Here is a 26,344-nt window from a genome sequence, read left to right on the forward strand (position 1 = left end):
TTCGCCGCCGGGCTGCGGCTGATCGGCGGGGGCGGGTCGTGAGGCGGCTGGCGCTGGCGGGGCTGCTGCTGACGCTGACGGCCTGCGCGCCGGGCGGCTGCCAGCAGACGGGCGCGCCGGAGACCGGCGATCCGGGGCCGGTGGAGGAGCCGCTGGCCGGCGATCCCGATCCGGCCGCGCCCGCCGGGCCGGAGACCCCGCCGGCCCCGGAGCCGGTCAGCTGGCCGCACGAGCCGGGCGGCGGCCTCTATCCCGGCTCCGGCTCGGGGGCGACCGACGCGACCCTGTGGGCCGCCGGCATGCGCTTTCCGATCGAGGCCGCGCCCGCCTACGCCAATTCCCAGGTCTACGGCTACGGCGGCTATCTGGCCCCCGGGCCGGGCGGCCAGTGCGACGCGCGCAACTACGCCTATCCGTGGCGGGACAATTTCTGCGAGACCCGGTCGTGGACCAACGGCATGTGCCCGGCCGGCCGCGGCCACCAGGGCCAGGACATCCGCCCGGCCACCTGTGAGAAGAAGGTCCATTCGGCCGTGGCGGCCGAGAACGGGCGGATCACCTCGATCGGCAGCTACACCGTCACCCTGCTGGGCGATTCGGGACGCATCTACCGCTATCTGCATCTGGACATGGCCGGGGTGCGCGCCCTGTTCCCCACCTCCGCCTCGCGCGACGTCACGCGGGGGCAGCATCTGGGCAAGGTGTCGGCCGACTTCGGGGGGAATGCGACGACCATCCACCTGCATTTCGAGATCAAGGCGCCGGTGGCCGCCGGCGGCGGGGCGGCGACGGTGATGTTCGTGCCGACCTATTCCAGCCTGGTCGACAGCTACGGCCGGCTGCTGAACAGCGCGAGCTAGCGGTCACGTCCCGCGCGGCCTGGCGCGGGTGGTGGGCTCGGCCTTCGTCGGGTCCTCGGGCCAGGGATGGCGGGGGTAGCGGCCGCGCATCTCGGCGCGGACGGCGGCCCAGCTGCCCTTCCAGAAACGCGGCAGGTCCTTCGTCACCTGCACCGGGCGGCGCGCCGGCGACAGCAGGGCGAGGGTCAGGGGGACGCGGCCGCCGCCGACGGTCGGGTGGACGGTGACGCCGAACAGCTCCTGCACCCGGATGTCGACGCGCGGACCGCCCTCGGCGGCGTAGTCGATGGCGGCCGAGCCGAGCGGGGTCTCCAGCCGGGCCGGCGCCAGTTCGTCGAGGGCGCGCCGGCGGTCCCACGGGACCAGGCCGCCCAGCCCCTGCTCGAGGGCGGCGTCGGGGACGGCCTCGAGGGCCTGGACCCCGTCCAGCAGCGGCCACAGCCAGGTCTCGCGTCCGGCGAGCAAGCCTTGGTCGGACACGTCGGGCCAGCCGTCGTCGAGCGTGCCCAGGAAGGCCAGCCGGGCGCGCAGGGCCGAGGCGCGCTCGCCCCAGCGCAGGGCCTTGAGGCCGTCGCGTTCCACTTCGGTCTTCAGGGCGGCCGTGATCTGGCTCCGGTCCGGGGCGCCGACGATGTTCTCGTCGACGACGATGGCGCCGATGCGCCGGATGCGGCGCAGCACCATCCGCCCGGACGGCTCGCGGGTCAGGCGGTCCTCGACCTCGATGCGGGGCTCCAGCGCGGCGGGATCGAGGGGCGCGGCGAGGCGGATGCGGTCGCGGGCCCCGCCTTCAGCATTGTCGCCGCCGCCCAGCTCGGCCACGGCCAGCCACGGCTCGCGGGCCAGGGGTTCGGCCGGATCGACGAAGGCCCCGCGGCCGGAGGCCAGCAGGAATTCGCCCGGCCTGCCGCGCGCCTTCGCCACGCGTTCGGGGAAGGCCTCGGCCAGCAGGGGGCCGGGCTCGGCCTCGCCGCCCTGCCCGCCCCCGGCGGCCCGGGTCCAGCGGTCGGCCAGCCTGAGCGCGTCGCGGGCGCGCGGGGAGCGGTCGCGTTCCAGCCCGCGCAGCCGCTCGCGCAGATCGGGGTCGTTTCCGCCCAGACCCGGCTCGGACAGCACGGCGGCGATGCGGGCGCCGAGCCGGGCGTCGCCGGCGTCGCTGGCCACGGCGACCATGTGCGCCAGACGCGGCGGCAGGGGGATGCGGGTCAGGCGGCGGCCGTGCTCCGTCAGGCCGCCCTGGTCGTCGAGGGCGCCCAGCCGCCGCAGCACCTTGCGGGCCTCGGCGAAGGCGCCGGCGGGCGGCTGGTCGAGCAGCGCCAGCCCCTCCGTGGTCCGCGCGCCCCAGCGGGCCAGGTCGAGGGCGAAGGCGGTCAGGTCGGCCTCGAGGATTTCGGGACGCTGGTGCGGAACGAGGCCGCGGGTCTGTTCCTCGTCCCAGAGGCGGTAGCAGACGCCCGGCCCGGTGCGCCCGGCCCGGCCGCGCCGCTGGTCGGCCGAGGAGCGGCTGACCCTGACGGTGGCCAGCCGGGTCAGGCCGCTGGACGGCTCGAACCGGGGCACGCGCGACAGGCCGCCGTCGATGACCACGCGCACGCCCTCGATGGTCAGGCTGGTCTCGGCCACCGGGGTGGCCAGCACCACCTTGCGGCGACCCGGCGCGGCCGGCTCGATGGCGCGGTCCTGCACCGCCTTGTCGAGGGCGCCGTAGAGGGGGACGACGTCGACGGCGGGATCGCGCAGCCGTTCGGCCAGGCGCTGGGCGACGCGGTGGATCTCACCCTGCCCCGGCAGGAAGGCCAGCACCGAGCCGGTCACCTCGCCCAGGGCCTGCAGGACGGCGCGGGCCATGGCGTCCTCGAAGCGTTCGGCGGCGTTGCGGCCGAGATGGCGGGTCTCGACCGGAAACATCCGCCCCTCCGCCTCGATCACCGGGGCGCCGCCCAGCAACCGGGCGACGCCGGCGATATCGAGGGTCGCCGACATGACGAGGATGCGCAGGTCGTCGCGAAGGAGGGTCTGGGTCTCGCGGGCCAGGGCCAGGCCGAGGTCGGCGTCGAGGCTGCGCTCGTGGAATTCGTCGAACAGCACGACGCCGACGCCGTCGAGGCCCGGGTCGTCGAGAATCATCCGGGTGAAGACGCCCTCGGTGATCACCTCGATGCGGGTTTTCGGGCCGATGCGGCTTTGCAGGCGGGTGCGGTAGCCGACCGTCTCGCCGGTCTTTTCGCCGAGCGTCGAGGCCATCCGCTCGGCCGCGGCGCGGGCCGCCAGGCGCCGGGGCTCGAGGACGAGGATCCGGCCGCCCGCCAGCCACGGCTGATCGAGCAGCGCCAGCGGCACCACCGTGGTCTTGCCCGCCCCGGGCGGCGCCGCCAGCACGACCGCGCCGGTCGCCGCCAGGGCGGCCTTCAGCGGTTCGAGGACGGCGTGGATGGGCAGCATCGGGCGGCTCGGGGGGGCGCGAGGCGCGGCGGCCGCGCGGGACAGGGACCCGCGGTCTAGCCGCAACCGACCGGGTCACGAAAGCGTCGTCGGCTGTTCATCCATTGGAAACCGCGTTGCCAGCGCGAACAAGCGCCGCTAGCGTCCGCGCCGGGCCGCAGAGGGCGGCGCGAAGTCGGAGGGGTATTCATGTGGCGCGTTAAGTCGCTCGACGCGATTCTGGCCACGGCCGAGAGGAAGTCGCTGCATCGCTCGCTCGGCCCGGTTCAACTGACGCTGCTGGGCGTCGGCGCGATCATCGGCACCGGGATTTTCGTCCTGACCGCCGCGGCGGCCCAGAAGGCCGGACCGGGCATGATGTGGAGCTTCGTGCTCGCCGGCGCCGTCTGCGCCGTCGCCGCGCTCTGCTATTCGGAACTGGCCGCCATGGCCCCGGTCTCGGGCTCGGCCTATACCTACACCTATGCGGTGATGGGCGAACTGCTGGCCTGGATGGTCGGCTGGGCGCTGATCCTCGAATACGCCGTCGCGGCGTCGGCCGTGTCGGTGGGCTGGTCGGGCTATGTGCTGGGTCTGTTCGAGAACGCGCTGGGCTTCGACTGGCCGGACCTGCTCCAGGCGGGCCCGGCCTGGAGCATGAACGGCTTCATGCCGACCCCTGATTTCTCGGTCGGCATCGTCAACATCCCGGCCATCGTCGTCGCCCTGTCCGTGACCCTGCTGCTGATGATCGGCACCACGGAAAGCGCCCGCGTCAACGCCGTCCTGGTGGCCATCAAGGTCACCGCCCTGACCGCCTTCATCATCCTGACCCTGCCGGTCATCAAGGCCTCGAACTTCCAGCCCTTCGCGCCCAACGGGCTGTTCGGCGAATCTTCGGGCATGGGCATCATCGGCGCCGCGGCTTCGATCTTCTTCGCCTATGTCGGCTTCGACGCCGTCTCGACCGCGGCGGAAGAGACCAAGAATCCGCAGCGCAACGTGCCGATCGGCCTGATCGGCTCGCTGGCCATCTGCACCGTCTTCTACCTGCTCGTCGCCGTCGGCGCGGTCGGGGCCATCGGCGCCCAGCCGGTGATCGGCGCCGCGGGGGAAGCGGTCCAGCCGGGTTCGGCCGGCTTCATCGCCGCCTGCGCCCTGCCCGAGAACGCCGGCCAGCTGGTGTGCTCCAACGAGGCCCTCGCCCACGTCCTGCGCGAGATCAACTTCCCCGCCGTCGGCAACGCCCTCGGCACCGCGGCCATGATCGCCCTGCCCTCGGTGATCCTGATGATGATCTACGGCCAGACCCGCATCTTCTTCGTCATGGCCCGCGACGGCCTGCTCCCGGAGGGCCTCGCCAAGGTCCACCCGAAGTGGAAGACCCCCTATATCGTCACCCTGTTCACCGGCATCGCCGTGGCCATCGCCGGGGCCCTGTTCCCGGTCGGCCAGCTGGCCGACATCTCCAACTCGGGCACGCTGTTCGCCTTCTTCATGGTGTCGATCGCGGTGATGATGCTGAGGGTCAAGGAGCCCAACCGGCGCCGCCCGTTCCGGACGCCGCTGGTCTGGATCATCGCCCCGCTGTCGGCCGCCGGCTGCGCCTTCCTGTTCTGGAACCTGCCGCACGACGCCAAGATGGTGCTGCCGATCTGGGGCGGCGTCGGCCTGGTGATCTATCTGCTCTACGGCATCCGCAAGAGCCACCTCGGCCGCGGCATCTTCCAGGTGCCGGAACTGGACGCCGACGCGCCTCCCGGACCGGTGCCGCCGATGCCCGGCGCCCCGTCGCCGACCGACAACCACAGGGACTGATCCCCGGATCGGGCCGACGACACGGCGAGGGCCCGGGAGCGATCCCGGGCCTTTCGCTTTTCCCCGCCCTGCCCTACAGCCGGGGCGAACCTATGCGGATGTGGCGGAACTGGTAGACGCACTGGATTTAGGTTCCAGCGCCGCAAGGCGTGGAGGTTCGAGTCCTCTCATCCGCACCATCCTGCTTCGCGCCTGAGGCGCTTCGCAGGACTTGTCCTGCGAGGCGTCAAGGCGCGAAGCAGGATGCCCTGCGAAGCCTTGGCGTAGCAGGGCTGCTCGGAAATAACGGCCGAGCTTCGAGGGCCTTGAGCGGGCGCAAAAGTTCTTGCTTTGTTCTCTTTTCCCGATACAGTCCCTCCATGGCGGAAGCGGCGAAGGGACGGGGGGCGCGGTCGAATGCGACCGGGCGGTTCGAACCGGAGACCGTCGAGGCCTTCGATGACGGCTGGACGGCCGATGATGTCGAGGCGGCGCCCCTGCGCACCACCCTGACGCCCGAGCACGCCCGGACCATCATCGCCAGAAACACCAGTCCGGACATCGGTTTCGACCGGTCCATCAACCCCTACAAGGGCTGCGAACATGGCTGTATCTACTGCTACGCCCGTCCGTCCCATGCCTTCATGGGCCTATCCCCGGGCCTGGATTTCGAGAGCCGGCTGTTCTTCAAGCCCGAGGCCGCGCGTCTGCTGGAGCAGGAGCTCTGCAAGCCCCGCTACGTCTGCAAACGCATCCACATAGGCGGCAACACCGACCCCTATCAGCCGGTCGAGCGCGAACTGAAGTCGACGCGGTCGATGCTCGAGGTGCTGCAGCGCTTCCGCCATCCGTTCAGCATCATCACCAAGTCGGTGCTGATCGCGCGCGACGCCGACATCCTCGGGCCGATGGGGCGCGAGGGGCTGGCCTCGGCCTTCGTGTCGATCACCACCCTCGACCGCGGCCTGGCCCGGGCCATGGAGCCGCGCGCCTCGACCCCGACGAAACGGCTGGAGGCGATCCGCCGGCTGGCCGAGGCGGGTTGCCCGGTCGGGGTCGGCTTCGCGCCGGTCATCCCGGGGCTGAACGATCACGAACTGGAGGCGGTGCTGGAGGCGGCGGCGAAGGCCGGCGCGACCTCGGCCATGTATGTGACGCTGCGGCTGCCGCTCGAGATCAAGGACCTGTTCCGCGAGTGGCTGGCCGACGCCCGCCCGGACCGCGCCGCCCGGGTGATGTCGCTGATCCGCCAGACGCGGGGCGGCAAGGACTACGACGCCGACTGGTCACAGCGCATGAAGGGGACCGGCCCGGTCGCCGAGCTGATCGCCACGCGCTTCCGGGCGGCGGTCAAGCGCTACGGCCTGAACCGATCGCGGCACGATCTGGACGTGACCCGCTTCCGTGTTCCGAATGGGATGAGGGCTCAGATGGAACTGTTCGAGTGATCCGTCGCCGATCCCGCCTGCCTGCCCTGTCCAGTCGCGCGCGGGCGGCCCGGTCCGCAGAGCGGCCGGCGACGGCCCGCGGAGCCGCCGCTCATCCCCGGGCGGCGACGAGGTCCAGGGCGACATCGACGATCATGTCCTCCTGACCGCCGACCATCTTGCGCCGGCCCAGTTCGATCAGGATGGTGCGGGTGTCCAGGCCGTGTTCAGCCGCCGCCTTTTCGGCATGGCGCAGGAAGCTGGAATAGACCCCGGCGTACCCCAGGGTGAGGGTCTCGCGGTCGACGCGGACGGGCCGGTCCTGCAGCGGCCGCACCAGGTCCTCGGCCGCGTCCATCAGGGCGAACAGGTTCGCGCCATGCTCCCAGCCGTACACCTCGGCGGCGGCGATGAATACTTCCAGCGGGGCGTTGCCGGCCCCGGCCCCCATGCCGGCCAGCGAGGCGTCGACGCGGACCGCCCCGTTCTGGACCGCGGCGATGGAATTGGCGACGCCCAGCGACAGGTTGTGGTGGGCGTGGATGCCGCGCTGGGTCTCCGGCTTGAGCACCCGGTCATAGGCTTGCAGCCGGGCCGCGACGTCCTCCATGGTCATGGCCCCGCCGGAGTCCGTGACATAGACGCAGTGGGCGCCGTAGGATTCCATCAGCAGCGCCTGCCGGGCCAGGGCCTCGGGCGGGTTCATATGGCTCATCATCAGGAAGCCCGAAACATCCATGCCGAGCTCGCGGGCATATTCGATATGCTGTTTCGAGACGTCAGCCTCGGTGCAGTGGGTGGCGACCCGCACCGATCGCACGCCCAGGGAATAGGCGTGCTTCAGATCGTGGACCGAGCCGATGCCGGGCAGCAGCAACGTGGTCAGGACGCTGTGCTCCAGCACCTCCGCCACCGCCTCGATCCAGGCCCAGTCGGTGTGGGCGCCGAAGCCGTAGTTGAACGACGACCCCGACAGCCCGTCGCCGTGGGCGACCTCGATGGCGTCCACCCTGGCGGCGTCAAGGGCCCGGGCGATGGCCTGTACGTGGTCCAGGCCGTACTGGTGACGGATCGCGTGCATGCCGTCGCGCAGGGTGACGTCCTGGATGTAGAGCTTGCCGGCCGGAACGCCGACGGGCGCGGGCGTTTGGGTGGTCATGCGGCGACTCTTTCAGCTTGGCGCAGGGCGATCCGTTCCGCGGTCTTCAGCGCGGCGGAGGTCATGATGTCGAGGTTGCCGGCATAGGCGGGCAGGTAGTGGGCGGCTCCCTCGACCTCGAGGAAGACCGACACCTTGATCCCCGAAAATTCGCCGTCCATCTCGGGAATTCGCAGCGGGGCGTTGTCGCCGATGACCTCGAACTGGACGGCCTGTTTCAGCCGATAGCCGGGGACATAGGACTGCACCTCGGCGACCATTTCCAGCACCGACGCCTCGATGGCCCCGGCGTCGGCGCCGGGTCCGACCAGGCAATAGACGGTGTCGCGCATGATCAGCGGCGGCTCGGCCGGGTTCAGCACGATGATGGCCTTGCCGCGCCGGGCCCCGCCGACCTTCTCGATGGCCCGGCTGGTCGTCTCGGTGAATTCGTCGATGTTGGCGCGGGTGCCCGGGCCGGCGGATCTGGAGGCGATGGAGGCGACGATCTCGCCATAGATCACCGGGGACACCCGATTGACGGCGGCGACGATGGGGATCGTCGCCTGGCCGCCGCAGGTGACCATGTTGACGTTCGGCTCATCCAGATTGGCCATGCCGTTCACCGCCGGAATGGTGAAGGGCCCGATGGCGGCCGGCGTCAGGTCGATCACGACCTTGCCGTGTTCCCGCAGGATCCGGTCATGCTTCTCGTGGGCGCCGGCCGAGGTGGCGTCGAACACGATCTTGATGTCCCCGAAGCCGGGCATGGCGACCAGGCCGTCGATACCGCCCGAGGTGATCGGCACGCCCAGCCGCTCGGCCCGCTTCAGGCCGTCGGACTCGGGATCGACCCCGACGAAAGCGCCCATCTCCAGCACGCCGGACAGACGCATGATCTTGATCATCAGGTCGGTGCCGATATTGCCCGAGCCGATGATGGCGACCTTCACCTTGTTCATGACCGTTCTCCATAGGTGAAACTCGCGGTTCCCAGGCCGCCGATCGTCGCCTTGACCACATCCCCGGGCTTGATCGACACCATGGGGCCGAGCGCGCCGCTGAGGACGATATCCCCGGCCCGCAGCGGCTCGCCCCGCTCGGCCAGGATGCGCGCGAGCCAGGCCACGGCGTTCAGGGGATGGCCCAGGCAGGCCGCGCCGGCTCCGAGCGAAACCACCTCGCCATTGACCTCCAGGGCCATGCCGCAGGTCCAGAGGTCGAGGCCGGAGAGCAGCTTCGGTTCGGACCCGAGCACGAAGAACGCCGAGGATCCGTTGTCGGCGACCGTGTCGGCGAAGGCGATCTTCCAGTCCGCGATGCGGCTGTCGACGATCTCGATGGCGGCGACCGCCTCGGACACCGATCCGGCCACGTCTTCAGCGGTGACGGCGACGTCGGTGATGTCGGCCCCCAGGATGAAGGCGATCTCGGCCTCGGCCTTGGGCTGGAGAACCTTTCCGGCCGGCAATACCCCGCCATCCGGCAGGGCCATGTCGTTGAACAGAACGCCGAAATCGGGCTGGTCGACGCCGAGCTGGGCCTGCACCGCCCTGGCGGTCAGCCCGACCTTTCGGCCGACGACGCGACGGCCCTGGCCCGTCCAATAGCGGGTGTTGATTGCCTGAACGGCATAGGCGCCCTCGATGTCCGTCGGCTCGAGGTCGCCCCGCAGGGGCGCGATCGCCCCCGCCGCATAGGCCGCGCGCAGCCGTTCCGCGACGCCTTCAAGATCCGCCATCGTCCTCTCCCTGCGACGCCGCCTTTGGACGCCTCGCTGAACAAGGGATAGGCCTGTCGCCGCGATCCCCCAATTGGCAGTCGCAGGTTTGACCCATATGGTGAGACAATCTGTCAACCTGGGGATGGTGGAAATGACTGCGTCCCGCGCGGACCCCGACGGCGCCAAGGCTCTTGCCCGCGGCCTGGCGCTGCTTCGGCTCGTCCTCGTCGACAGGGGCCGGACGAGGCTCGCCGAACTCGCCGCCGGTCTGGGTCTGCCGCGAACCACGATGTATCGGCTCGTCGCCGAACTGCAGCGACAGGGACTGGTGATCCGCGTGGCGCGCGGACGCTACGACATCGGCCTCGCCCTCGCGGACCCTGATCCGGCGATCACGCGAAACGGCCAGCTCGCCCGGGTCGCGAGAGAGCCGTTGAAGCGTCTGGTGGGACGGATCGGCCTCACGGCCCACCTCGGCGTGTTCGAGAACGACATGGTGACCTATCTGGTCAAGTCGCCCTCGCCCGATCCGGCCGCGCGGTTCACGCGCGAGGGGGGGCAATTGGAGGCCTATTGCTCCGGCGTCGGAAAAGTCCTTCTCGCCGCCCTGCCCGATGCCGCCTTGGCGGCCTACCTCGCCGCCGGCCCCTTCGTACCCTTTACCCACCGCACGATCACCGAGTTGGACGCCCTCGCGGCCTGCCTCGACCAGGTCCGGCGCCAGGGCTGGGCGATCGACGACGAGGAAGCCGCCGATGGCCTGCGCTGCCTGGCCGTCCCGCTCACGCTGTCCGGCGGCGCGCCGATCGCCGCGATATCCGCCTCGATGGCCGCGGACCCGGACCCGCGCCGGGACGCGGCGGTGCTGTCCGCGCTTCGCGCCTGCGCCGACGAGATCGCCTCAGCCCTGGGAAGCGCGCCGTCTGCGTGAGAAAGGCCGCGCGGCGCAGCGGCGATCCCTGTAGAATCCCGACAGCACGTCATCCGGATCACCCTCATGCCCACGTCTCCCAATGCCGGCGGCGCCGGCGCGGCGCCCCTGAACGTCCGCGTCTACTGGAATTTCCGCAGCCCCTACTGCTACCTGGCGTCCCATCGCATGTGGGAGGTGCTGGACCGGCGGGGGGCGCGGCTGGACTGGCGCCCCTTGTCGGGCTGGGACGGCCGGTCGCCGCCCGAGCGGGCCAGGTCCCGGATTCCGCTGGTCCGCCAGGACGTCGCCCGCTGGGCCGAGCGCATGAATCTGCCGTTCAGCCCGCCGCCCGCCACGACCGACCCGAGCCGCGCCGCCGCCGGTTCCGTGATCGCCGAGGCGCGTGGCCTGCTTCGGAATTATGTGATCGCGGTCATGGACGCGGAATGGGGCCATGGGCGCGACATCGGCGACGTGGATGTCCTGGCCGCGATCGCGGACACGGTCGGAATCGACCGGATCGCCCTTGAAGCCGCCCATGAAAACCCGGCCATACGCGCGCGGCTCGACGGACACTGGCGGGACGCCCAGTCGGAGGGCGTCTTCGGCGTGCCCACTTTCGGCGTCGGCGACCAGCTGTTCTGGGGCAATGATCGGCTGGACTTTCTGGACGACCACCTCCGCGAGCGAGGGGCGGATGGAGGCTGACATGCCACGCCGCCGCCATGGCGCTCATGCAGGGCTTCCGGCGGTCGTGAACTGGACCGACCCGAGCCCCTCGACATCAAGGCGGATGGTCCGGCCCGGCGAGAGCGGCTCCGCGGCCGTGGCGCCGCCCGCCAGGACGATCCATCCCGGCTCGAGGCGCAGGCCGGACTGTTCCACGAGGCGGGCGCCCGCCGCGAGACTGTCCAAGGGATGGCCCAGGATGTCGCTCGACGATCCGGTCCGAACGGTCAGGCCGTCGATGCTCATCGTCATCAGCCGATCCGCGACCTCAAGGGTGGGCGCCCGCCATTCGCCGAGCACATATCGCGCGCTGCTCGCATTGTCGGCGATGACGTCGGCCAGGTCGAACCTGAAATTCTCATAGCGGCTGTCGATGATCTCCAGAGCGGGACAGACCGCCTCGATAGCCGCCAGGGCCTCCTCCCGGGTCGCCGGCCCCGACAGGGCATGCTTCATCAGGAAGGCCACCTCGGGCTCGACCCGGGGATGGATCAGTCCGGCAAGATCGACGACGTCGCCGTTACGAACCGTCATCGCGTCGGTCAATCGCCCCCACACGACATCAGACACGCCCATCTGCGCCATTTTCGCCAGGCTGGTCAGGCCCATCTTGATCCCGACCAGACGCTCGCCACGGTCGATCCGGCGCTGGATGGACATCGCCTGGACCGCATAGGCGTCCTCCACCGACAATGTGCGCGTCCCGGACACCTGGGGCGTCGCCCGGCCGTGCCGGGCGGCCGCGTCGAGCGTTTGGGCGATCTGGTCCAGGGGCATGGAGCCTTGCGGATCGGGGATATGAATCATGGCGATCGACTCCGGCGGCCGTCAGGGTGGGACTGGGGCGTCGCCGGGCCGGATCCTCGCCCGCGCCGCGCGGCCGCCGGACGGCCCCAAGCTGTCGCGCCGCGCGATTCGCGCGTCATGAGGCGAAGGCGGGCGCGACCCCGTTCTTGATGCAGATGTTGGTCAGTTCCGTGTAAAATTCGAGGCTGTGGACGCCGCCCTCGCGGCCGACGCCAGACATCTTGGTCCCGCCGAAAGGGGTGCGCAGGTCTCGCAGGAACCAGGCATTGACCCAGACGACGCCCGCCTCGATCGCGGCCGACAGACGCAATCCTCGCGACAGGTTCTCGGTCCAGATCGAACAGGCGAGACCGTATTCTGTGTCATTGGCCCGCCGAACCACCTCTTCTTCGGTGTCGAAGGGGGAGACGTGGCAGCAAGGCCCGAAAATCTCTTCGGTCATCACGGCGCAGTCGTCGTCCAGGCCGGACCATACGGTGGGCTCGATCCAGGCTCCGCCCGCCAGATGCGCAGGCATCTCCGGCACGCCGCCGCCGGCGTGGATGGTGGCCCCGAGGCCGCGCGCCTGTCGATAATAGCCCAACACCTTCTCCCGGTGTTCAAGGCTGATCAGCGGCCCCATCTGGACGTCTTCCTCGGGGGGGCCGATCCTCAACGCCCGGGCCCGTTGGGACAATCGTTCGACGAAGACGTCGAAGACGGGCCGTTCGACGAAGACTCTCTCCGTGCCCAGGCAGACCTGGCCTGCGTTCTCGAACGCGGAACGGACGACCCCGTCCACTGCGGCGGACAGGTCGCAGTCGGCGAAGACCACCGCCGGGTTCTTGCCGCCCAGTTCCAGACTGACCGGGCGAACCCGGCTCGATCCCGCGGCCATTATCGCCGCGCCGGTCCGGGTTTCTCCGGTGAAGGTGATGGCGTCGACGCCGGTGTGGCGACTCAGGAATTCTCCCGCGGCGTCCTGACCGAAACCGTGGACGACGTTGAAGACGCCGGGCGGGACCCCCGCCGCCGCCATGACCTCCGCGAGAAGGTTGGCGGTGGAGGGGGTTTCCTCCGAGGGTTTGACGACCACGGCGTTGCCGCTGGCGAGGGCCGGCCCGACCTTCCAGGTCATGAGCAGGAGCGGCAGGTTCCACGGACAGATGATGCCGATCACGCCCCTTGGCTTTCGGATCGCATAGTTCAGGGCGCCCTGTCCGTCCGGCGTGGCCATCTGGAAAGATTCGCAGCTGATCGTTTTGACCAGGTCCGCGAACACCCGGAAGTTGGCGGCGCCTCGGGGAATGTCGAGATGGCTCGCCAAGCTTCTGGGTTTGCCCGTGTCGGCGCACTCCGCGGCCACGAATTCATCGAACCGGGCCATGATCCCGTCGGCGACGCGATGGAGGATGGCCCCGCGCTGTTCGGCCGACAGGCGACGCCAGTCACCCTTGGCCGCCGCGCGCGCCGACTGGACGGCGGCGTCGACGTCCGCCTCTCCCGCCGCCGAAACGCGGCAGATGACCGTCCCATCGACGGGAGAGACATTGTCGAACACGCCTCCGGAACCACTCACCCATTCTCCGGCGATGAAATTAAGCAAGGTCCGGGCGGTCATGGACAACTCCAGTGAGGCGTGCAGAAGACCGCTCGCCGCGATCCCGGATCCCGCCGATCATCGACTATCAGATGGCGCCGAACCGGATCGTATAGGACACGGCGACATTGTTCTGGGAGTGCGACACCGACAACGGCTCTATCGCATTGGGCGGCCCGCTGTTGGACATCGTCTCCTCGAACGCATGGGTATAGGAGAGGTCGAGGCTGGATCGCCCGTCGATCGCATAGCCGACGCCGAACGAGGCATGCCTGGTCGGAATGGCCGGGACGATGGCGAAGAGCTGTTCATCCTGCAGCGCCTGGTTGGCCACTCGCCCGCCGGCCCTCAGCGACCAGGGACCGGAGACATATTCGACCCCCACGCCCAGGATGGTCTGATCGTCGTAGGTCTGCGGCAGGGCCACCGACAGATCCGCGCCGGCGGCCGTGGTGAAGCCGACGTTCAGATCCTTCATGGCGTCGGACCAGAACACGCGCGACAGATCGGCCGACACCGTCAGGCGGTCGTTGATCCGGTGCGCGACGCCGATCGTCGCCGTGGCGGGCATCTGGAAGTCCCGCAACAGCAGTTCGCCCTGCAGCGGCACCTGGCCGGCCAGAAGATCGACCGCCGTGACGGTGGCCGACCCGCTGAGGTCGTCGAGCGCGGTCTTGAAGGTATAGGAGGCGCCGAGGGTCGTGGCCGGGGTGGCGCGATACACGAGCCCCACCCGTCCGCCCAGACCCCAGGCGTCGATCCCGCCGGAAACCGGACCGTCGGCGACCGTGCCGATATGGACCGCGTCCAGCGCCGGAAGGGTTCCCAGCACGGGCAGCAACGTCCCTTGCACACGGTTCTGGCCAATCAGGGCCCCGACCTGGTTGGCGCCCAGCAGCAGGTTCAGGTTGAGGCCGGCCCACACCGGATCGAGGCTGGCGCCGATGGACAGCTTGTCCGTCACGTCGAAACTGGCCGAGATCGGAATGTCGAGGACCAGAAGCCTGGCGGAGTTTTCAAGGCCCGTCGGCGTCCCCGAGGCGCCGTCCGAGAGAAAGGAGTCCGAGCCGTAATTAACCCCCAGACCGCCCTGGCCGAAGGCCCCGATGCCAAAGGACCAACGCTCCCCGCGCCAGACGTAGCCGACCTCCGGAATGAAATAGGGGCCGTTGTTGGCGCCGCCATCCCTGGATTCGATATATTCGTTCGAAGCCCGGCCATCGGCCGCGATGTCCGCGGTGATGATGTCCAGGCCGCCCGAGAAGAGCGAGCCTCGCGCGCCGAGAGACATGGTGGCCGGGTTCAGCATCAGGCCGGCGGGCCCGACGTCGAAGGCCACCCCTGTGCCTCCCATGGCCCTGGACTTGGCGCCGCGCCCCTCGAGAATGAACACGTCGGTGGCGAAGGCGGTATTGCAGACGAGCGCCGAGCCCAGGCCCATGGCCGTCGCCAGCAGATGAATCCTTGACATCACAGTCCTCCCCTTTGTTGTGGTTTTGATGCCCGCCGCCGGGATCAACCCGGCGGCGGTCTTGCTTCGTCGGAACCCGGCTAGGCCGGCATTCTCAGAACCGGCTTCAACGTGCCCCCGGCTTCGGAATCGGCCGCCGCCTGATTGATCTGATCGAACTCGTAGAACCTGATCAGCTTGTCGAAGGGAAATTTGCCCTGCTGGTAGAGGGCGATCAGCCGAGGGATGAAAATCTCTGAGTTCGCCTGGCCTTCGACGATGCCCCTGAGCTTTCGGTTGAACAGCAGGAAGTTGATATCCACCGGAAGCGTGGCGCCCATGGGCGGCGCGCCGACGATGCCGATCTCGCCGCCTATGCTCGAACTGGCGATCGCCTGACCGAGGACGGCGGGAATGCCGCTCGTCTCCAGGGCGTAGGCGACTCCGCCCGGACAGATTTTGGCGATTTCCGCCACCGGATCGCTGGTCCCGGCGTTGATCACATGGGTGGCCCCGAACTCGGTGGCGAGGGCCAGCCGGTTCTCCTTTACGTCGACCGCGATAATCGTGGTGCAGCCGGCGATCACCGCGGCCATCACGGCCGAGAGGCCCACCGCGCCCGCGCCGAAGATCGCGATGGTCGATCCGGCGGAGGGGTTGAGCGCGTTCAGCACCGATCCCGCGCCGGTCTGGATGCCGCAGCCCAGCGGCCCGAGAATTTCGAGCGGCACGTCCTTGCTGACCTTGATGGTGTTCCGCTCGTAGGACAGCGCATGGGTGGCGAAGGAGGACTGGCCGAAGAAGCTCGCGCTCAACTCGCCGCCGTCATGGTCGTGAATGGTGCATTCGCCCCCCACGCCGCGGCCCATGAAGTTCGGCACGAACGAGTTCGCGCAACTGGTCGGGTCGCCGGAAACGCAAGCCTCGCATCGACCACAGGTATAGAAGGTCAGCACCACATGGTCGCCCGGCGCGACCTTGGTGACCGAGCGGCCGACCTTCTCGACCACGCCCGCGCCTTCATGGCCGAACACCATCGGCAGCGGCACGGGATAGTGCTGATCCCGGCAGATCAGGTCGGTATGGCAGAGTCCGGTGGCGACCAGCTTGACCAGGATCTGGTCGTCGGCCGGTTCGTTCAGCCTGGCGTCTTCGAGCACGAAGGGTCCGCCCGATTGGCGCACGACAGCGGCTTGGATGTCCATGTGAGTCTTCCCTGTGTGGTTGTGAGTTTCTAGGCCGCCGCGGCCTGGCTCTTGTCGAAGAACCTGTCCGCGAAGATTCGGTCGGGCGTCAGTCCGGCCTTCAACAGAGCCGACTCGGCGGCGTCCACCATGGGCGGCGGGCCGCAGAGATAGGCCTGTGCATGGTCGATGTCCGGGATGGTCTGGATATAGTCGGTCACCAATCCTCGCCGGCCGGTCCAGGAGGACTCGGCGGGCTCGGCCGACAGGATCGGGGTGAAGGTCAGGTCGGCTTCCCAAGCGTTCCTCAAGGCCTCAAAGGCGTCCAGACCGTAGATGTCGCGTTCGGTCCGCGCCCCGAACAGCACCACGACCGGACGTCGCCGCGCTTCCGGGGACGCGCCCTCGAGCATGCATTTGATCGGCGCGAGGCCGCTGCCGCCCGCGATACAGACGATGGGCGCCGCTCCGGGCTTGAGGCCGAACTGGCCGTAGGGCCCCCGCACCGTCACCGCCTGACCCAGTCTGGACGCGGCGAACAGCCAGCCGGTGAACTGTCCCCCCGGCACCAGCCGCACATGGAAATACACGCTGGCGTTCGAGGCATGGGGCGGGTTGGCGAAGGAATAACTCCGCGCCGCCGCCACGCCGTCGATCAGCAGCTCGGCGTACTGGCCGGGCTGAAACCGGATCGGCTCGTCCAGGTCGACCCTCAGCTCGACGATGTCGTGCGTCAGATGGGCCTGGCTCGCCACCCGGCCGCCGACCTCGACGACGGGATGGGTCCGCTCCAGCGCCGTGTCGAGCGTGATCGTCAGATCGGTTCTGGGCAGAGTCTGGCAGGCCAGCCGGTATCCGGCCTGGAACTGCTCCTGACTCAACCCCATCGCCGAAGAGGTCAGCTCCGAGATCTTGCCGTCATCGAGACGATAGCGGCACGTTCCGCAGGTCCCGACCTTGCAGTCGTGCGGAAAGCCGACCCCCTGGGCCAGAGCCGCCTCGAGCAAGGTTTTTCCCCGTGCGACCTCGATGACCATACCCTGGCCGGCCACAGAGACGGTCGTCGGAGGCTTGGATTTGAGAAAACCGAACACGGGGATCCTGACAATCAATCGTTGATGCTACTCGGCCGGGAGCAGGGACGGCTCATCGATCCACTGCGGCCATCCAGCCTTGGCGTTGGCCTGCTGCGCCAGCGCCCTTTCACCCGGGCTGGCGAACCGAATATCCCAGTCCTTCAGCTTGGGTTTGGCGATCAGGTTGAACCAGAGCGGCGGAATCAGGCCGATCGCGAAACACATGAAGAGCGACGGCATCTGGGGCGCCTGGGGCTCGGGGCGGAGCTGGTAGAAGGGGGTATGCCCGTCGAGGTGGTGGTTGATGTGGTTGGTGATTTCGCAACCGAGCGGACGGACCACGGCCCCCAGATGGTTCCAGGCGTGATGGATTTCGATCGGCGTGCCTTCGACCCGGATGAGCCCGTAGTGCTGGAAATAGTTGAACCCCTCCACCAGGCCCTTGGCGATGATCATGGCCAGGACGGTGGCGGCCAGGGCCAGGGGTCCCGCCGTCAGGCCGACGACGGCCGGCAACAGCAGAAGCAGGGCGATCTGCTGATAGGTGCGGTTGCGCAGATCCCATGCCGACCGGCCCTGACGGCGTTGGGTTTCCGCCTCCTGATGCACGGCGTCGGAATAGGCGCCGACCGTCGCCTGGACGATGAAGGCGTAGATGGTCTGGCCGCGCCGGGGCGTGTCGCTGTCGCGATGGGTGTCGAGCTCCAGATGGTGGGTCGTCACGTGGGCGATGTCGCGATTGGGGTCGCCGTAGAAGGTCGACAGACCCTGGGCGAGGCGACGCGGGAGCCAGTTCCGGCGGTGCATCAGTTCATGCGCGACCGGCAGGGTCGGCACCCCGCTGAGCCAGGCGATGCTCAGGACGGAGCCGATGAACTGGGCGGGCGAACTCAGGACGATCTGGCCCTGAAGCACCCCGACGATGAAGGCCGCATAGAGCCCGAGCATCAGCGGGAACTGCAGATAAAGCGGAAGATCCGCAGCCAAACCGAAGCGAATCCGCCGCATCGCCGTGTCCGACGGCAGGATGATGTCCAGCGTCATAAGGACCAGAAAGGTAGAGGCTCCGAGCCAGACCCACGGTCCTCCCATCACAAACCCGGCGATGCCGGCCGCCGTAACCAATGACGTCACATAGTATCTCAGCGCATCCATTTTCAAATCTCCCAGGGACCGCCTGCCTGAACGTCGTTCAGACAGGTCGATTTTCGACTGTTTCTAGAAGGGATAGATCACCGGCTTTTCGACGAGGCTGATCCACTGGGCCTGGGTGAACTCGTCGATGCTCGCGGGTCCGCCGAAACGCCCGCCGCTTCCCGACGCGCCCATGCCGCCGAAGGGCACCTGGGGCTCGCAGTTGATCGGCTGGTCGTTGATGTGGACCATGCCCGTCTTCAAACGCTTGGCCAGCGCCAGCCCGCGGGCCGCCGACGCGGTGTGGATCGACGCGGCCAGGCCGTAGTCGCTGCCGTTGGCCAGGGCGATGGCCTCGTCCTCGGTGTCGAAGACGGTGATCGGCGCCACCGGCCCGAAAATCTCCGACTGGAAGGCCGACATCTCCGGCGTGACGCCCTTGAGCACCGTGGGCTGATAGAAACGGCCTTCGTGGACGCCGCCGGCGAGGACCTCGGCCCCGGCCTGGATCGAGGCGGTCACCACCTCATGAACCCGGGCGACCTGGCGGTCGTTGATCAGCGGACCGAGATGGCAAGGTCCAGCGTTGGGATCGCCGACATGGAGGGCGCCGGCGCGCGCGGCCAGTTTGGCGGCGTACTCATCGACCACGCTGCGATGCACCAGATGACGACCGGCCGCCATGCAGACCTGGCCCTGATGCAGGAAGCTGCCCCAGGCCGCGCAACTGGCCGCGCCGTCCAAGTCTGCGTCCGGCAGGACGATGTGGACGTTGTTCCCGCCCAGCTCCAAGGCGACCTTCTTCAGCATCCGGCCGCAGATCTCCGCGATCGAGCGGCCGACGGCTGTGGATCCGGTGAAGGAGATCATCGCCACATCGGGATGCCGGACCAGGGCGTCGCCCGTCTCGGCCCCGCCCGGCAACACATGCAGGACCCCGTCCGGCAGTCCGGCCTCCTCGAAGATTTCCGCGATCAGGACGCCGCCGGTGACCGCGCTCTGCAGGTCGGGCTTCAGCACCACGGCATTGCCCAGGGACAGGGCCGGGGCGACCGACCGCATCGCCAGGAACAGCGGAAAATTCCAGGGCGCGATGACGCCGACCACGCCCAGCGGCACGCGATGCCAAAGGTTCGTCCGGCCCGGCACGGAGGATGGAAACAGGCTGCCGTTGGGCAGCGCCGCGAGGGCGGCGGCCTGTTGCATCTGTTCGTAGGTGATCCCGACCTCATACTCGCCTTTCGGCGGGATCGAGCCGCACTCGCGCGTGTTCCACTGCACGAATTCCGCTGCGCGCCGCTTGAGCACCTCAGCCGCGTTCCGGATGATGGCGGCCCGCTGGTCGAAGGGCGTGGCGGCCCAGGCCTCCTGGGCTGAGCGCGCCGACGCCACCGCGGCGTCGATGTCCTTGGCGTCGGCGATGCCGATTTGGCCGAGGACCTCGCCGGTCGCCGGCTCGACGACCTCGGCGACGCCGCCAGATCCCGCCGACCAGCCCTGGCTGAAGAATTTACCGGTCCAGGCGTCGGATTTGATAGGCGCGTTCATGGACGTATCTCCCGTTCTAGATTTTTGGCGGGCGTTGTGCCTGCGGGCCCGTTGGGTTCGAAGATGATCTTGAGGGCCTCGCCGCGCAGGGCCGCATCGAAGCCCTCGAGGGCGTCCGAGAGCGGCAGCCGATGGCTGACGAGGGGCAGAAGATCGACATGGCCGTCGATCAGCAGCCGGGTGGCCGTTTCCCAGGAGCTGAACAGCCGCCGGCCATGGAGGCTCCGGACGACGAGGCCCTTGAAGAGCCACCGTTCGAGATTGACGGGAACCGGTTCGGAAGGCACCCCCAGCAGGCGCAATTCGCCGCCGTGGGTGATCAGGGGCTCGAGCGCGTCGATCGAGCCGGCCTGGGCCGAATAGTCGATCGCGACATCCATCCCGCGGCCGCGCGTCAGTTGGGCCACCGCATCCGCGGCCGCGCCCTTCGAGACATCGACGGTGACATCCGCCCCCATGGTCTCGGCGGCCCGCAAACGCAGCGGATTGATATCCAGCGCGACGATGCGATTGGCGCCCAGGGCCTTGGCGGCGGCGACATTCATCAGGCCGATTGGTCCGCAGCCGCTGATGAGGACGTTGAGCCCCGACACGCCGCTGCCCTCCTGGCTGGCGTGGACGGCGATGCCGAACGGCTCCATCATCGCCGCCTGGAGCGGACCGATGTCGCCCGGCACCGGGAACAGCACCTGCTCGGGCAACATCACATGGGACGCGAAGCCGCCGTCGAAATCCACCCCCGGATAACGGGTATTGGGGCAGACGTGACTCCAGCCCCGATTGCAGGTGTAGCAACGGCCGCAGGGCAGATGGCTCTCGACGCTGACGCGATCGCCGACCGCCACGCGGGTGACGCCGGGACCGATCGCCTCGACCACGCCGCTGATCTCGTGTCCGAGGACCGTGGGCAGCGCCATGCGGTGCGCGAAGCCGCCCCATTTGTAGATCAGCAGGTCGGTGCCGCAGATGCCGGCCGCCTCGACCCGCAGGCGCACGTTCGAGCCGGTCGGCTTGCCGAGCGCCACGACGTCCTGGACGGCGATTCCGCCCCGCACCGGTTCGGTCTTGCAGATGGCTAGCATGACGGCATCTTTCGACTTGGGGTGGGAATGGTCATATCGAATAAATGTCCATCACCGTGGGGATGATATCGTTCATCACCACGGTCTTCTTCTTTTTGATCTTGAGTTCGTCTTCGACCTGGATGAGCAGATATTCGGATCGACCGAAGAAATGATTCAGGACGCCGCCACGATTGCTGTGGACGACCCAGGCGGTCTTCACGGTGATTCCCGTCTCACCGTGGTCGACCAGGACGTTCGAGGTAATGTGACAGGTGCGCGGCAGGGGCATCGAGGCGGCCGACCGTTCCGTTCTCAGACGAAACACGCGATCCTCGAGGCCGCTTCGGGCCGAATAGTACATCAGGGACATTTCCCCCTGGGGATCGGTCGTCAGGACGTGCTCGGAATCCCAGGCCGGGACCCAGTATTCGACGTCCTCGGTGAACAGGCCGAGCCAGGCGTCCCAGTCCTTGTCGTCCAGAGCCTGGGCCTCGCGCGCGATGAGGTCCTGAACGGCGTGGCGAAGAGTCTCATCGGCCATCACGCACCCTCCGCTTCATCGGCCATCAGCTGGGCCCAGCGGGCGTGTTGCGCGATGAAGATGCCCTCGTCCTCGATCTTCATTCCGCTCCTGCCCGGCGAGATGCCAAGGGCCGTCGCCAGGGCGTCCGGCCCGTCGATCTCGTGGGCCGCGCCGCGGGACATCTCGCTCCAGCGCACCGCGGTGTGGGCGTTGCAGCCCTTCTGGGATTCGCCGAACTCGGTGAGATCGTCGGGCGTCGCCATGCCGCTGGCGTTGAAGAAGTCCTCGTACTGCCGAATCCGGTGCGCGCGGGCGGCGGGCGCCTCCCCGACCGGGGCGAAACAGTAGATGGTGACCTCGGTCCTGCAGACCGACAGGGGCCGGAAGGTCCGGATCTGACTGCTCGTCTGATCCATCAGGAACACATTGGGATAGATGAGCAGGTTGCGCAGCCGCCCGACGGCCCACTCCGCCCTCTCCTCGCCCATCCGCGCCTTGAGTTCCTCCCGGACCGGATAGAGGGGCCGATCCTGAGGGTTGGTCCAGTCGGACCAGATGATCGTATGGCCGTTGTTGAGATCGTAGAAACCGCCGCGAGCGTTCGGCAGGTCGCCGACGTTCATCGCCCTGGTCTTCTGGCCGACGCTCTTGGAGGCGGCGCGGTTCTGCAGGGTCTCGACATAGTTGGCGTGCACCGACGCCACATGATAGCCGTCCACGCCATTCTCGGCCTGCAGCTTCCAGTTGCCCTCATAGGTATAGGTCGAGTAGCCCTTGAGGACTTCGATGCCCTGCGGCGACTGGTCGACGATGATGTCGATGAAGGCCTTGCTGTCCGCGAGATAGTCCTCGAGCGGTTCGACCGCCTCGTTCAGGGACGCGAAAAGAAAGCCTCGGTAGCTCTCCAGGCGAAGCCGGCGCAGGCCGAGCTTGTCCTTGTCGAACCCTTCGGGATAGCCCCCGGCCGCCTCATTCATCGGAGCCATCAGACGGCCGTCGGCATTGAAGGCCCAGCCGTGGAACGGACAGACGAAATTGGCCGTCGAGCCCTTGGAGGTGCGGCACAATGTGGCGCCGCGATGCGGGCAGATGTTGGCGAAGGCGTTCAGCTGGCCGGACTTGTTGCGGTTAATGATGACCGGCACCCGGCCGACCCAGGTCGTCAGAAAATCCTTGGGATTCGGAATCTGACTCTCGTGGGCGACATAGACCCAGACCTTCTCCCAGATCTGCTTGAATTCGCGCTCGAAAAGTTCTGGATCCGAAAAAATTCGCCGATCGACGCGACGCGTACCCGACGCGTCGTGGTCGATGAAGTCGTCCTTCATGCCGCCGTCATACATTCAAGCTCTCCCACATCTCTCGAGATTCTTGTTCTGATCTCGCTCAATCCAGCGCCGCGAAGACCTGTCCGTCGCGAATCTCGACCGCATAGGTCGCGATCGCGATGCTGCAGGGATATTTGCAGGGACGCCCCGAGCGGATATCGAAAGATCCGCCGTGAAAAGGACATTCGATGGTGCCGTCGGGAAGAACCTCGCCATCGGACAGCGAGGCCTCTCCGTGGGTGCAAGTATCCGCGGTTACGAAATACTCGCCGTCCAGATTATACACGGCGAGCGGTTCACGCCCCGGCACATTGACCTGGACCACACAGTCGGGGTCGACGGCATCGACGGCGATGAGCGGCGAGAAAACGTCGGCGTCACCTCTCTCAATTTTCAGTAACGTATTCATCTTCAGGTGGCCCCAGGAATAACACTGTACCTATATTTAAGTTGTATAGGCGGTCTGGAAGGACTCGATCATCTCTCCGGTGTGGTAGAATACGCCGCGGGGGATGTTCTCTTCCGTCCAGGTGATGACCGGCATGTCGGGCTGCGCCAGATAGCCGAGCCCGGCGAAGGTCTCGTTCCGGTTGCCCGAGGGGTCGAAGAAATAGATCGTCTCGCCGCGCGTGATCCCATGCCTGGTCGGCGTGATTTCGAGGCGGACCTTGTTGCGGGCCAGGATATCGCCCGCGACCAGTATGTCCTTCCAGTCGTCCAGGAAGTACGACAGGTGGTGGAAGCCGTTGGACGGACCGCCGAGGATCGCGATGTCGTGCGGCTTCGTCGCCCGGAACATGAAGGCGCCGGCCATGATTCCGTATTCCGGCCCGACCATCAGCCGCTCGCTGAGATGGAACTCGAGCGTCTTGGTCAGGAATTCATAACCCTCCTGGACCCGATTGACGCCGGCCTCGGGATTGACCTCGCCGATCAGCGCGACATGGTCCAGCCAGTGGACGGCGATACCGGTCTTGCCTTCCGGCCAGGGCTCGGGATTCACCGATCCGGTATCGGTTCCGACCTGAACCTTCTGCGCGAACAGCACCATGGTGTGGTCGGTGGGCAGCTTGAAACGAATGGCGCGCCCGCAGAACGGGATGTCGCCTTCCTCGACCTCTTCGACCGACCGCCCCGTCGCCCGAATCCGTTCGGCGAGTCGGTCCAGATCGCTGTCGTGTTCGACCTTGTAGGCCAGGTATTCCAGGCCCGGACGGTCGGACAGGCTGAGGATCAGGGAGTATTTGTCCCACTCGTCCCAGCATTTCAGATAGGCCGTGCCATCCCCGTCCTGATGGGTCACGGTCAGGCCGAGCACCCGAGTGTAGTGATCCAGCGCCGCCGGCATATCCATGACACGCATATTCACGTGTCCGATCCGCATGATACCCATCTGACCTTCCCTGTATTAAGTTACCCGGGCGACTACCGTACCCGTGACATTCTTGCTCAACTTGCCCACGACCCTTATCCGGAGCTCCGACTCCGGAGCTATACAGCACGCCAGGACCCGCCCGCCTTGTTCCGCCTCTTCGCTGACGATGGCCCGGGTCATCGGGAACAACTTCTTCCAGCGTCCGGCCACGACCTCGACGACACAGACGCCGCAGCCCCCGCGCGTGCACCCGACCGGAATGCCGCGCCGCCCGGTGCGGGCCATGGCGATGAGGACACTGTCGCTTTCGCGGCAGAAATAGGACAGGTCGCTGTCCTCGACCCGGACCCGGTGGGCGGCGGCTTGGCCATGATCATCGGCCATGGGCCGCCACCGCAAGCGCCGGCGCTTGATTGGCGGCCTTAACCGTCATGGGACCGGCCTCATCGAGGAACTCCTCGACCAGTTTCGAGAACCGCGCGGCGTGCTCGATCTGCGTCCAGTGGCCACAGCGACCGAACACGTGGAGCTGCGAGTCCTCGATCAGATCGTGAAGCCGAAGGGATGTCGCCAGAGGGATGATACGGTCATCCCGGCCGTGCACGATCAGGGTCGGGTGAGGCAGGCCGGCGATATCCGCCTCCGCGCTGGCGAGGCTGTTCACCCACCTCTGCCGCGGGGCCGGGAACATGGATGAGAACGCTTCCTGTACGCCGGGCTGAATGCTCGCCCGATAGCGCAGGGCCGCGAGTTCGTCGTTCACCAGTCCGCGGTCATAAGCGAAGAAGTCCATGACCTTGCGCATGTTGGCGATGGACGGCTCATAGCCCCAGACCGCGTCGAGGCCTTCGGTGATTTCAAACTGCACGCCCACCGAACCCATCAGGACCAGACGCCGGATCCGATCCGGATGACGGATCGCCAGGGCCAGGGACAGGGCGCCGCCGAATGAATTTCCGACGATGTCGGCCTGTTCGATGTCCAACGCGTCCATCAGCGAGAGCAGCTGGTTCAGCCATGTCTCGAGATTGTAGACAATGCCCTCGGGTCTTTCGGTGAATCCGAATCCGACCATGTCGGGGGCGATGACCCGCCGCGAGCGGGACAGCACGGGCAATACCGGCCGCCAGTTCGCCCAGGCGCTGACCCCCGGCCCCGATCCGTGGATCAACAGCACCGGGTCGCCGATGCCTTCGTCGTGAAGATTGGTTCTAATCCCGCCGGCGACCACGTCGCGGCCGATCTCGCTGTTCGGGATCACCGACATGCCGATTCCCTTCCATGAAGAGCCGACCATGACGCGGAGGCGCACGGCGCTTTCCGGGCAAGGGAAGTCATCGTCAGGCGGTCCACGGCGTCGCTCCCATTTTGATCCCGCCGGTGTTCCGGCTGTCGTTTATGGATCGATCCTTAATATCGTTATTTTTGTGGATCAACCAAAATTTGTCAAAACTGACATCAATGTTCCAGCAGGCCGTTTTTTTGGTATAGGGAGTTCGATAGGATGAATCATGAGCGAGGTGACGATGGCGTCGGCCGAGTTTGATATTTTTGACTCCGACGTTTCCTATGCACATGGAGGCAACGCGCAGGGAGGGGCGAAGACGGCCGTCGAGGGGGCCTACAACCTGCTTCGCCGGCACATCATCAATGGCCGTTATCCACAGGGTTCCCGGCTGAAGCTTGAGTATCTCAAGTCGGCCTATGGCGTCAGCGGGAGCACCGTACGCGAAGCGTTGACGAGACTGATCGGCGACCGTCTCGTCATCTCCGAGGGACAGAAGGGTTTCAGCGTCGCGCCGATGTCGCTGGCGGATCTCGACGATCTTACGATCGCCAGGACCACCCTTGAATGCGCCGCGATCCGGGACAGCATCGCCCATGGCGACGACGAATGGGAAGCGCGGCTGATCGCAGCCTTTCATCGACTGACCAGGGCCGAAGAGCGCCTGCTGGTCGATCCTTCAGGCGCGTTCGACGATTGGGAGCAACGCAACAAGGCCTTCCACGAGGCCCTGCTCGCGGCCTCCTCGTCAAAATGGCTCGAGCGCCTCAGGGACATCCTCTTTCACAACTCCGAGCGCTACCGGCGACTTTCGGCGACCCAGGGTCCTCCGCCGGCCAGTGTCCACGCCGAGCATTTCGAAATCTTCGAGGCCGCCCTGGCGCGCGATGCGGACCGGGCCGTAAAGGCGCTTGAGGAACACCTGCAGCGCGCGCGCAAGGTCATCCACGACAACAGGCTGCTGCAGGCATGAGGGCCGCCGC

Annotated in this window: 24 protein-coding genes and 1 tRNA gene; 7 read left to right on the forward strand and 18 right to left on the reverse strand. The window is 67.6% G+C overall.

All coding sequences use genetic code 11. From position 1 onward, the window contains the following. A partial coding sequence (locus Q0588_RS12250) for a M23 family peptidase (RefSeq protein WP_366872942.1) occupies positions 1 to 860 on the forward strand: 860 nt, incomplete at its 5' end. Between the two features lie 3 nt (positions 861 to 863). Here the strand turns inward: Q0588_RS12250 and hrpB are convergent. Next, entirely contained in the window at positions 864 to 3,302 is a 2,439-nt protein-coding gene (gene hrpB / locus Q0588_RS12255) for an ATP-dependent helicase HrpB (RefSeq protein ID WP_298746435.1), read from the reverse strand. A gap of 189 nt (positions 3,303 to 3,491) precedes the next feature. Here hrpB and Q0588_RS12260 point away from each other — a divergent pair, with 189 nt between their 5' ends. The 3 genes from Q0588_RS12260 to Q0588_RS12270 all read left to right on the forward strand — a co-directional run bounded on the left by Q0588_RS12260 (position 3,492) and on the right by Q0588_RS12270 (position 6,526). Next, complete coding sequence (locus Q0588_RS12260) at positions 3,492 to 5,099, forward strand: amino acid permease (RefSeq protein ID WP_298746438.1); 1,608 nt, start codon at positions 3,492 to 3,494, stop codon at positions 5,097 to 5,099. 94 nt (positions 5,100 to 5,193) lie between these two features. Further along, a tRNA-Leu gene (locus tag Q0588_RS12265) sits at positions 5,194 to 5,278 on the forward strand. 180 nt (positions 5,279 to 5,458) lie between these two features. Further along, positions 5,459 to 6,526 (forward strand): PA0069 family radical SAM protein, encoded by a 1,068-nt coding sequence (locus tag Q0588_RS12270; RefSeq protein WP_298746441.1) that lies wholly within the window; start codon positions 5,459 to 5,461, stop codon positions 6,524 to 6,526. Between the two features lie 91 nt (positions 6,527 to 6,617). Here the strand turns inward: Q0588_RS12270 and dmpG are convergent, their stop codons facing one another. The 3 genes from dmpG to Q0588_RS12285 are packed head-to-tail and all read right to left on the reverse strand — an operon-like array spanning position 6,618 to position 9,384. Further along, entirely contained in the window at positions 6,618 to 7,664 is a 1,047-nt protein-coding gene (gene dmpG / locus Q0588_RS12275; protein ID WP_298746444.1) for a 4-hydroxy-2-oxovalerate aldolase, read from the reverse strand. Continuing rightward, positions 7,661 to 8,605 (reverse strand): acetaldehyde dehydrogenase (acetylating), encoded by a 945-nt coding sequence (locus tag Q0588_RS12280; RefSeq protein ID WP_298746447.1) that lies wholly within the window; start codon positions 8,603 to 8,605, stop codon positions 7,661 to 7,663. Before Q0588_RS12280 ends, dmpG begins: the two co-directional genes overlap by 4 nt. After that, positions 8,602 to 9,384: a fumarylacetoacetate hydrolase family protein gene (locus Q0588_RS12285; protein ID WP_298746450.1), complete on the reverse strand. Its 783-nt coding sequence runs from the start codon at positions 9,382 to 9,384 to the stop codon at positions 8,602 to 8,604. Before Q0588_RS12285 ends, Q0588_RS12280 begins: the two co-directional genes overlap by 4 nt. A 97-nt stretch (positions 9,385 to 9,481) precedes the next feature. Between Q0588_RS12285 and Q0588_RS12290 the strand changes: the two genes are divergently transcribed. Together Q0588_RS12290 and Q0588_RS12295 are read left to right on the forward strand one after the other, a co-directional pair. After that, positions 9,482 to 10,297 (forward strand): IclR family transcriptional regulator, encoded by an 816-nt coding sequence (locus Q0588_RS12290; protein ID WP_298746580.1) that lies wholly within the window; start codon positions 9,482 to 9,484, stop codon positions 10,295 to 10,297. 66 nt (positions 10,298 to 10,363) lie between these two features. Further along, positions 10,364 to 10,987 carry a 2-hydroxychromene-2-carboxylate isomerase gene (locus tag Q0588_RS12295; RefSeq protein ID WP_298746453.1) on the forward strand — a complete coding sequence of 208 codons (624 nt, stop codon included), beginning with the start codon at positions 10,364 to 10,366 and terminating at the stop codon, positions 10,985 to 10,987. Positions 10,988 to 11,011: 24 nt separating this feature from the next. On the opposite strand, the gene Q0588_RS12300 is transcribed toward Q0588_RS12295, so the two are convergent. The 14 genes from Q0588_RS12300 to Q0588_RS12365 all read right to left on the reverse strand — a co-directional run bounded on the left by Q0588_RS12300 (position 11,012) and on the right by Q0588_RS12365 (position 25,388). After that, a complete protein-coding gene (locus Q0588_RS12300; protein ID WP_298746456.1) occupies positions 11,012 to 11,815 on the reverse strand; it encodes a fumarylacetoacetate hydrolase family protein in 804 nt (267 codons plus the stop codon). 115 nt (positions 11,816 to 11,930) lie between these two features. Then, entirely contained in the window at positions 11,931 to 13,415 is a 1,485-nt protein-coding gene (locus tag Q0588_RS12305; RefSeq protein WP_298746459.1) for a 2-hydroxymuconic semialdehyde dehydrogenase, read from the reverse strand. Positions 13,416 to 13,482: 67 nt separating this feature from the next. Further along, complete coding sequence (locus Q0588_RS12310; protein ID WP_298746463.1) at positions 13,483 to 14,865, reverse strand: outer membrane protein transport protein; 1,383 nt, start codon at positions 14,863 to 14,865, stop codon at positions 13,483 to 13,485. 80 nt (positions 14,866 to 14,945) lie between these two features. After that, entirely contained in the window at positions 14,946 to 16,049 is a 1,104-nt protein-coding gene (locus tag Q0588_RS12315) for an NAD(P)-dependent alcohol dehydrogenase (RefSeq protein ID WP_298746466.1), read from the reverse strand. Positions 16,050 to 16,078: 29 nt separating this feature from the next. Further along, a complete protein-coding gene (locus Q0588_RS12320) occupies positions 16,079 to 17,080 on the reverse strand; it encodes a 2Fe-2S iron-sulfur cluster binding domain-containing protein (protein WP_298746469.1) in 1,002 nt (333 codons plus the stop codon). A 69-nt stretch (positions 17,081 to 17,149) separates the two neighbouring features. Next, the gene (locus Q0588_RS12325) at positions 17,150 to 18,259 is read right to left on the reverse strand and encodes an alkane 1-monooxygenase (protein WP_298746472.1); all 1,110 of its coding nucleotides are present in this window, start codon (positions 18,257 to 18,259) and stop codon (positions 17,150 to 17,152) included. A 63-nt stretch (positions 18,260 to 18,322) separates the two neighbouring features. After that, the gene (locus tag Q0588_RS12330) at positions 18,323 to 19,786 is read right to left on the reverse strand and encodes a benzaldehyde dehydrogenase (RefSeq protein ID WP_298746475.1); all 1,464 of its coding nucleotides are present in this window, start codon (positions 19,784 to 19,786) and stop codon (positions 18,323 to 18,325) included. Beyond that, on the reverse strand, positions 19,783 to 20,868 hold the full coding sequence (locus tag Q0588_RS12335; RefSeq protein ID WP_298746479.1) for an alcohol dehydrogenase catalytic domain-containing protein: 1,086 nt from the start codon (positions 20,866 to 20,868) through the stop codon (positions 19,783 to 19,785). The genes Q0588_RS12330 and Q0588_RS12335 overlap by 4 nt, the downstream gene beginning before the upstream one ends. Before the next feature lie 31 nt (positions 20,869 to 20,899). Beyond that, positions 20,900 to 21,391 carry an aromatic-ring-hydroxylating dioxygenase subunit beta gene (locus tag Q0588_RS12340; protein WP_298746482.1) on the reverse strand — a complete coding sequence of 164 codons (492 nt, stop codon included), beginning with the start codon at positions 21,389 to 21,391 and terminating at the stop codon, positions 20,900 to 20,902. Further along, positions 21,391 to 22,716: a Rieske 2Fe-2S domain-containing protein gene (locus Q0588_RS12345; protein WP_298746485.1), complete on the reverse strand. Its 1,326-nt coding sequence runs from the start codon at positions 22,714 to 22,716 to the stop codon at positions 21,391 to 21,393. The genes Q0588_RS12340 and Q0588_RS12345 overlap by 1 nt, the downstream gene beginning before the upstream one ends. A 43-nt stretch (positions 22,717 to 22,759) precedes the next feature. Then, positions 22,760 to 23,110, reverse strand: a complete 351-nt coding sequence (locus tag Q0588_RS12350) for a non-heme iron oxygenase ferredoxin subunit (RefSeq protein WP_298746488.1) — start codon at positions 23,108 to 23,110, stop codon at positions 22,760 to 22,762. 36 nt (positions 23,111 to 23,146) lie between these two features. After that, a complete protein-coding gene (locus Q0588_RS12355) occupies positions 23,147 to 24,094 on the reverse strand; it encodes a catechol 2,3-dioxygenase (RefSeq protein WP_366872949.1) in 948 nt (315 codons plus the stop codon). Positions 24,095 to 24,109: 15 nt separating this feature from the next. Then, entirely contained in the window at positions 24,110 to 24,460 is a 351-nt protein-coding gene (locus Q0588_RS12360; protein ID WP_298746494.1) for a 2Fe-2S iron-sulfur cluster-binding protein, read from the reverse strand. Next, positions 24,450 to 25,388: an alpha/beta fold hydrolase gene (locus Q0588_RS12365; RefSeq protein ID WP_298746497.1), complete on the reverse strand. Its 939-nt coding sequence runs from the start codon at positions 25,386 to 25,388 to the stop codon at positions 24,450 to 24,452. The genes Q0588_RS12360 and Q0588_RS12365 overlap by 11 nt, the downstream gene beginning before the upstream one ends. A 199-nt stretch (positions 25,389 to 25,587) precedes the next feature. On the opposite strand from Q0588_RS12365, the gene Q0588_RS12370 reads away from it, so the two are divergent. Next, positions 25,588 to 26,334 (forward strand): FCD domain-containing protein, encoded by a 747-nt coding sequence (locus tag Q0588_RS12370; RefSeq protein WP_298746500.1) that lies wholly within the window; start codon positions 25,588 to 25,590, stop codon positions 26,332 to 26,334. The last annotated feature ends 10 nt before the right edge of the window (positions 26,335 to 26,344 follow it).

It is taken from the genome of uncultured Brevundimonas sp. (genome assembly GCF_937870815.1).
In the GTDB taxonomy this organism is placed as follows: domain Bacteria; phylum Pseudomonadota; class Alphaproteobacteria; order Caulobacterales; family Caulobacteraceae; genus Brevundimonas.